General features: G+C 52.2%; 1 protein-coding gene. It reads right to left on the reverse strand.

The window, feature by feature from the left end; all coding sequences use genetic code 11:
• Positions 1–92: 92 nt before the first annotated feature.
• Positions 93–295, reverse strand: a 203-nt coding sequence (locus D1646_RS21395) for a DUF3801 domain-containing protein (RefSeq protein ID WP_160638385.1), incomplete at its 5' end; no start/stop codon positions are given.

Below are 295 nucleotides of genomic sequence, written 5' to 3' on the forward strand. Positions count from 1 at the left end.
CCCTTGCTGCCTCTCGTTTCGGATATCCATCCACTGTGCTCCTTTCATTTCCTGACTCCCTTTCCGGACGCTTTTTCCGTCCTTTGGGGAGTCTATCTTTTTTTCCTCCTCTCCGCCACAAATTTACATTTTTTCCTCGGCGTTTTTTTACATTTTATCACTGGCGCTGACACCTGGGACACATCCTTTCGGATGGCGTAGTCCACGCCGTACTTGTCCAGCACCCGCTCAAAGTCCTTGATGCCGCTTTTGGCGATGTCGATCTGCTGCGCCCCCTGGTCCTTGCGGATCAGCT

This window comes from Pseudoflavonifractor sp. 60 (assembly GCF_009911645.1).
Classification (GTDB): Bacteria; Bacillota; Clostridia; order Oscillospirales; family Oscillospiraceae; genus Lawsonibacter.